The following is a 5,833-nucleotide window of genomic DNA, read 5'->3' on the forward strand; positions in this document are numbered from 1 at the left end:
GGTGTCGCGGAACGCGACGAAGCCCGCCGGCGCCAGGCCCGCGGGCGCCGCCGGCCACGTGCCCTCGAAGGCGACCGACAGGTCGGTGGGCACGCCGGCCCAGAGCTTCAGGGCCCCGCCGCCGGAGCGCTTGACCGTGCCGGCCACCGGTTCGGCGAGGTCGTACTCCTCGGCCAGGGTGAAGCCCCAGTCGGCCATGTCGGCGGCCAGGGCGAAGGCGCCCACCACCTGCAGGGTGTAGGTGGCCTTGTCCGCGCCGGCGGGCAGGGCCACCTCGGCCTCGCCCTCGAGGCCGTCGAAGCCCGAACTGACCACGGCCCGGCCATCGGCGTCGAGGATGTTGATGGCGCAGTCGGTGAACAGATTGCCCACCTTCTTCGTCATCGTCAGCCGGAACGCCGCCGCGGGCGTGGTGGCGTCGAGGGTGAACGGCAGCTCCCAGGTGTCGGTGTCCTTCACCTCGATCTCGCGCTCGCCGGCGAAGCCGGTGATCGCCGCCGTCACCTCGCCCTCGAACACGCCGGGGAAGACGCGCGTCACCGTCAGGGCTCCGCGGGCGGGCTTGCCCGGAGCCTTCGGCGCGAGCCCGGCGAGGCCCGACGCGTCGACCTCGTAGCCGTCGAACGAGACCGTCAGGCGGTAGTCGCTGCGGTCGAGATTGGCGATGCCGCTGACCACGTTCAGCTCCCAGGTGCCGGGGTAGAGTTCGGGCGCCGCGACGGACAGGTCGCGGATCTGGTCGCCGGTCTTTCGCGCGTACCCCGACCAGCCGCCGCGCACGGTGCCCTCGGGATCGTCGATCTCCAGGTAGACGCCGGCGCCGTCCTGCGCACCCGTGTCGCCGCTCACCTCGAGGCGCACGCGCATGGTCGAGGCACCGGGCGGCACGTCGACGTAGTAGCGGTCGACCGCGCTCTGCACGAGGTCGCGGCCTTCCCAGCTGCGCATGTAGCCCGCGTCCGGACCGAACGTCGCGCCGACCACGACCGTGTTCCAGAGGTAGAGCTCGCGCGCCGCGAGGCCCGACAGGTCGCCGCCGTCGAGGCTGCCAATCACCCGGGCGGCATAGCGGCCGGGCGCACGCAGCTGCGCCCCGTCGTAGGTGCAGACCACGCTCATCGCCCGCGCCCCGCGGATGTAGCGGTCGCCCGAGACGACCCGCAGCCAGTCGGCTTCGCTGCGGAAGCGGAAGCTGCGGAAGAACGCGTCGCGCGCGTCGGGTCCGAGGTCGGGATGGAAGACGGGCGTCACGTCGAAGGCGACTTTCTCCGGGGCGAAGGGGATGCCGCCGGGCGTGCGCCAGTAGGCGGCTTCGGCCTTGCCGTCACCCTGGAACGGAGCCTCGGTGGCGATGCGGTACCACAGCACGTCGTGGGCCGAGCGGCTCTGCGCCAGATCCCGCAGCACCTGCCACGAGGCGCCCGCGTTCACCAGCCCGCCGCCCTGGTCGTTCAGGTTCAGGCCGGGCACCGGCGAGCCGCCCGCGATGAGCGCCCGCTTGACCATGCCCCAGTGGATGTCCAGGCCGGCCTGCCGCGCGGCGCCCACCAGGCAGGCGACCACGCCCGCCGTCTGGGGCGAGGCCATGCTCGTGCCGTTGAAGCGGCCGGTGCCGTCGTTGAAGGCGGGCACGGTGCTCATGGCCGAACCGGGCGCCACCACGTCGGGCTTGCAGGCCTCGCCGCCGCGGCTGGAGAAGGCGAAAAGGGTCGGGCGTTCGAGGCGGGCGTCGTAGAGGTCGGCCGCCGTGGCCGGGGCCAGGTAGGCGCCCGAACTGATGACGCTGTACGACGAGGCCGGCAGGCCGGTCGTCGACAGCCCCGGGCCCTCGTTGCCCGCGCTGGTGCACACGTACAGGGTCGGATGCTCGGCCAGCAGGTCGTTCAGCCAGCCCTCCATGGCCGCGTCGCCCTCCTGCACCGAGTTGATGCCGAAGCTCATGTTGATGACGACCGGGATGCCCCACTTCTCCTCGAAGGCGGCGGCGTACTCGTAGGCCTTCTTCATGCTCCCGGTGCGGGTGGCGCCGCCCGAAAGGCGGTTGTCGCCGATCTTGAGCGACATGAGCCAGGCGCCGGGCGCGGCGCCGTGCAGGTCCTTCTGGCCGCCCACCTCGAAGCCCGCGGCGATGCCCGCGCAGTGGGAACCGTGGCTGCCGTCGTCGAAGTGGAACTCGACGGTCGGCGGCAGGGGCGCGCCCAGCTGGTCGCTGTTGGCGCGCACGTTCACCTCCCAGGCCATGAGCGCGCGGGAGTCGGGCGCGTTGTCGCTGGCCAGGGCGAAGACGTCGTGGTTCACGCGGTAGTCGCGCAGCGGCGTCTCGTCGGCCAGGTCGCCGTTGCCGTCGGTGTCGACCACCACGAGCCAGACGTGGGTCGACTGCCGCTCCCGGGCCACCGTGGCGGCCGCGGTCTCGTTCAGCCCCCGCAGGAACTCGTAGCCCGCCCCCACGCCCAGGGCCGCCTCCACGTCGGCGCGCGGCGCGGCGTAGACCACGAAGCCGAAACGGTCGCCCGTGTCGCCGTCGTCGTTCAGGTCGTGCACGCCGGGGTTGTTCAGGAAGTCCCCTTCGCTGATGACGCCGATGTGCACCGGGTAGGCGGCGTCGGTGGTCGGCGGCACCGGCAGGGCGTGGGCGCCCCGCAGCAGCAGGCCGTCGGCCGTGGCGTAGACGGGAGTCGCTGCGGTGCCGGACGAATCGAGGACGGCCGCGGCCGTCTCCCAGTGCCCCTCGGTGCTGAAGTCCTGCACGTCGATGAGCTTGGTCTCGCCGGTGGTGGTGCGCTGCAGGCCCGGCGCGTGGGCATCGATGCCCGTGTCCAGGATGGCGACGACCACGCCCCGGCCGTCCCGGGCCGGATCGGCGGCCCGGAAGGCGTCGGCCCCCGTCTCGGTGGCGGGCAGGAAATGCCAGGTCTTCGGGGCTTCGGCGGCGACGGCGGTCGCGGCGGCGGCCGCCAGGACGGCCACCAGGCCGAGAAGGGCGATCAGTCGGGAGAACGGAACCGGGCGGGCGAACCGCATAGGATACCTCCAAGGGGGGACATGGCGCCGGAATCGGCGGTCCGGGCTTTCGATTCGGGGGCACAGCCCCCATATTATAGGGCGCTTGAACGACACGTCCAAACGCCTCCGGGCGGTTTCAGGAAGGTCCCCCCATGAAGGATATCCGCAGCCGCGGCGAGATGACGCGCATCATCCACGCCGGTCAGCACCCCTGTCCGCACACCGGCGCCGTCGCGACGCCCATCTACCAGACCTCGACCTTCGCCTTCCGCGACGCCGACCACGGTGCCGAGTGCTTCCAGGGCGGGGCGGGCTACAAGTACACGCGCCTGGGCAACCCGACCATCGAGGCCCTCGAGAAGAACGTGGCCGAGCTCGAGCACGGCTGCGGGGCCCTGGCCGCCGCCAGCGGCATGGCCGCCGTCAACGCCGTCTACCTGACCATCCTCGGCCAGGGCGCCCACGTGGTCGGCACCGAGAGCCTGTACGGCCCGAGCCGCACCATCCTCGAGACGGAGTACCCGCGCTTCGGCGTCGAGAGCACGTTCGTGAACACGAGCGACCCGGCGAACCTCGAGGCGGCGATCCGCAGCAACACGAAGCTGGTCTACCTCGAGACCCCGGCCAACCCGACCCTGGCCCTGACCGACCTGAAGGCCTGCGCGAAGATCGCCCACGCCGCCGGCGCGGTCGTGGCCGTCGACAACACCTTCGCTTCGCCCTACCTGCAGAACCCGCTCGACCTGGGCGCCGACATCGTCCTGCACAGCGTGACCAAGTTCATCAACGGCCACACCGACGTGGTCGGCGGCATCATCATCGCCAAGGACGAGGCCATGTTCGCCCGCCTGCGCAAGGTGCACTACAACATGGGCGGCACCATGGACCCGCATCAGGCGTGGCTCGTGCTGCGCGGCATCAAGACCCTCGGCCTGCGCATGGAGCGCGCCCAGGAGAACGCCATGAAGCTGGCGACCTTCCTGGAGAACCACCCGAAGGTCGACTGGGTGCGCTACCCTGGTCTGGCGAGCCATCCCCAGCACGCGCTCATGAAGGAGCAGATGCGGGGCCCCGGCGCCGTGTTCAGCTTCGGCGTGAAGGGAGGCCTCGAGGCGGGCAAGACGGTGATCAACAACGTCGAGGTGGCCACCCTGGCCGTCAGCCTCGGCGGCATCGAGAGCCTGATCGAGCATCCGGCCAGCATGACCCACACGGGCATGCCGAAGGCCGAGCGCGAGGCGGCCGGCATCACCGACGACCTGGTGCGCCTGGCCGTGGGCTGCGAATCGTACGAGGATCTGGAAGCCGATCTGGCGCGGGTGCTCGACATGATCTAGTGTGGGGGGCGGGCCGGCGCATCCGGCCCGCCCGACGCCGACCGCAAACGCCCCCCGGCACCGACAGGGATGTGATGAACCAGAGCTGGGTCGACGCTTCGCGAATCAACCGCGCCCCCACGACCGACATCTGGGCGGTCGACCACACCGCCCACCCCCTCCTCGACCCCGACTTCGCCCGGTCGGGGTCGCGGCTTCTGTACCTGATCCGCATGACCTTCCGGCGCATCCTCAAGAGCGACGAGGCCTACCGCCACGAACTGGCGCGCCTCTTCGGCCCGGTGGGCGAGGACGACGCCGATCTGCCGCCCCTCAAGACCCTCCTGCACCGGGCGGCCGAGTACCTGCGCGAAGCCGACATCTACCTGGCCTCGACCATCAACCTGCTGCCCCTCGAGGGCCAGGCCGCCATCCTGCCCCAGGCCGTGATCACCGGCTGCATGGACGTGCGCGACCTGCTCGGCATCTCGATCCACGGCGACAGCCCGCTGCTGCGCTACGAGGCCCGGCGCAAGCTGGCCCTCGCCCTCTACCTGCTGCAGATCGACCAGTCGCGCAGCATCCAGGACGGCGACCGCCACAAGAGCACCTTCGAGCAGATGCTGAACGAGGGCCTGTGGCGGCACTCGAAGCAGATCCACGACCTGCGCGTGGGCTACCGCATGGACGACGACGGCACCAGCATCCGCTACACCCTGCGCCCCGGCCCCGACGACATGGTGTGGGACTTCCGCTCGACCTTCGTCGAGAAGACCCGCGGCGGGCGCAGCGTCGCCCTCGACATCCTCTACTACAACTGCCGCTTCAAGCGCTCGGTGACGCCCATCAGCTTCGAGGAGATCGACGGGCGGCGGCGGGTGGTGGAGAACGCGCGCTGGGGCGAGATGCGCGGCGAGACGAGCGGCTCGATGCTCTCGAAGATGATCCGCAAGGGCATCAACAACCCCGAGGAGATCGGCGACATCATCGGGGCCATGTTCATCGTCCACGACAACGACGCGCTGACCGATCTGCTGGTCCTGCTCGACTCGTGCCTCGGCACGCCCTTCGGCTGGCGCAACGTGACCGACACGCTCCTGCCCCGCCCGGCCGGCGCCGCCCTCAACACGTTCAGCAGCAAGGACTTCAAGGTCTTCAAGGGCGACATCGACCTGCTCTGCGACGGTGGCGGCGGCGCGCCCTACCGCTTCCCGGTCGAGATCCAGATCCACACCCTCGAGAGCTACCTGCGCACGGTGTGCGGCGAACACGAGGCCAGCCACGTGGCGCTGAAGCTGCGGCAGTTCCTCTTCGGGCTGGCGCCGAAGCTGTTCCCGCGCGAGGTGTACGGGGAAGCCTGGTTGCTGGGGAACGGGCTGCGGACCGACTGACCCGACCGCCCGCTAGCAGGCTGTTGAAAAACTCATTCTGGTCCCCGGTGCGCCTGGCCGGGCCGAGATCAAGGCGCGATTCCGCCGCCGTAGCCGGAGCTACGGCAAGGGATCGCAACG

The 5,833-nt window shown here is 70.8% G+C and carries 3 protein-coding genes; 2 read left to right on the top strand and 1 reads right to left on the bottom strand.

What is annotated here, in order from left to right; genetic code table 11:
• Nucleotides 1-3,024: S8 family serine peptidase (locus KDM41_16935; protein MCB1185110.1), on the bottom strand; the 3,024-nt coding region annotated here is incomplete at its 3' end.
• Nucleotides 3,025-3,158: 134 nt separating this feature from the next.
• On the opposite strand from KDM41_16935, the gene KDM41_16940 reads away from it, so the two are divergent.
• Both KDM41_16940 and KDM41_16945 read left to right on the top strand, forming a co-directional pair.
• Nucleotides 3,159-4,343 (top strand): PLP-dependent transferase, encoded by a 1,185-nt coding sequence (locus KDM41_16940; GenBank protein ID MCB1185111.1) that lies wholly within the window; start codon nt 3,159-3,161, stop codon nt 4,341-4,343.
• Nucleotides 4,344-4,417: 74 nt separating this feature from the next.
• Entirely contained in the window at nt 4,418-5,713 is a 1,296-nt protein-coding gene (locus tag KDM41_16945) for a hypothetical protein (GenBank protein ID MCB1185112.1), read from the top strand.
• Nucleotides 5,714-5,833 lie beyond the last annotated feature (120 nt).

It is taken from the genome of bacterium, from assembly GCA_020440705.1.
Taxonomy (GTDB): Bacteria; Krumholzibacteriota; Krumholzibacteriia; order LZORAL124-64-63; family LZORAL124-64-63; genus JAGRNP01.

Excerpts from the sequence above, each read along its gene's own strand:
- KDM41_16940 (MCB1185111.1), top strand. The coding sequence starts at position 3,159 with ATGAAGGATATCCGCAGCCGCGGCGAGATGACGCGCATCATCCACGCC.
- KDM41_16945 (MCB1185112.1), top strand. The coding sequence starts at position 4,418 with ATGAACCAGAGCTGGGTCGACGCTTCGCGAATCAACCGCGCCCCCACG.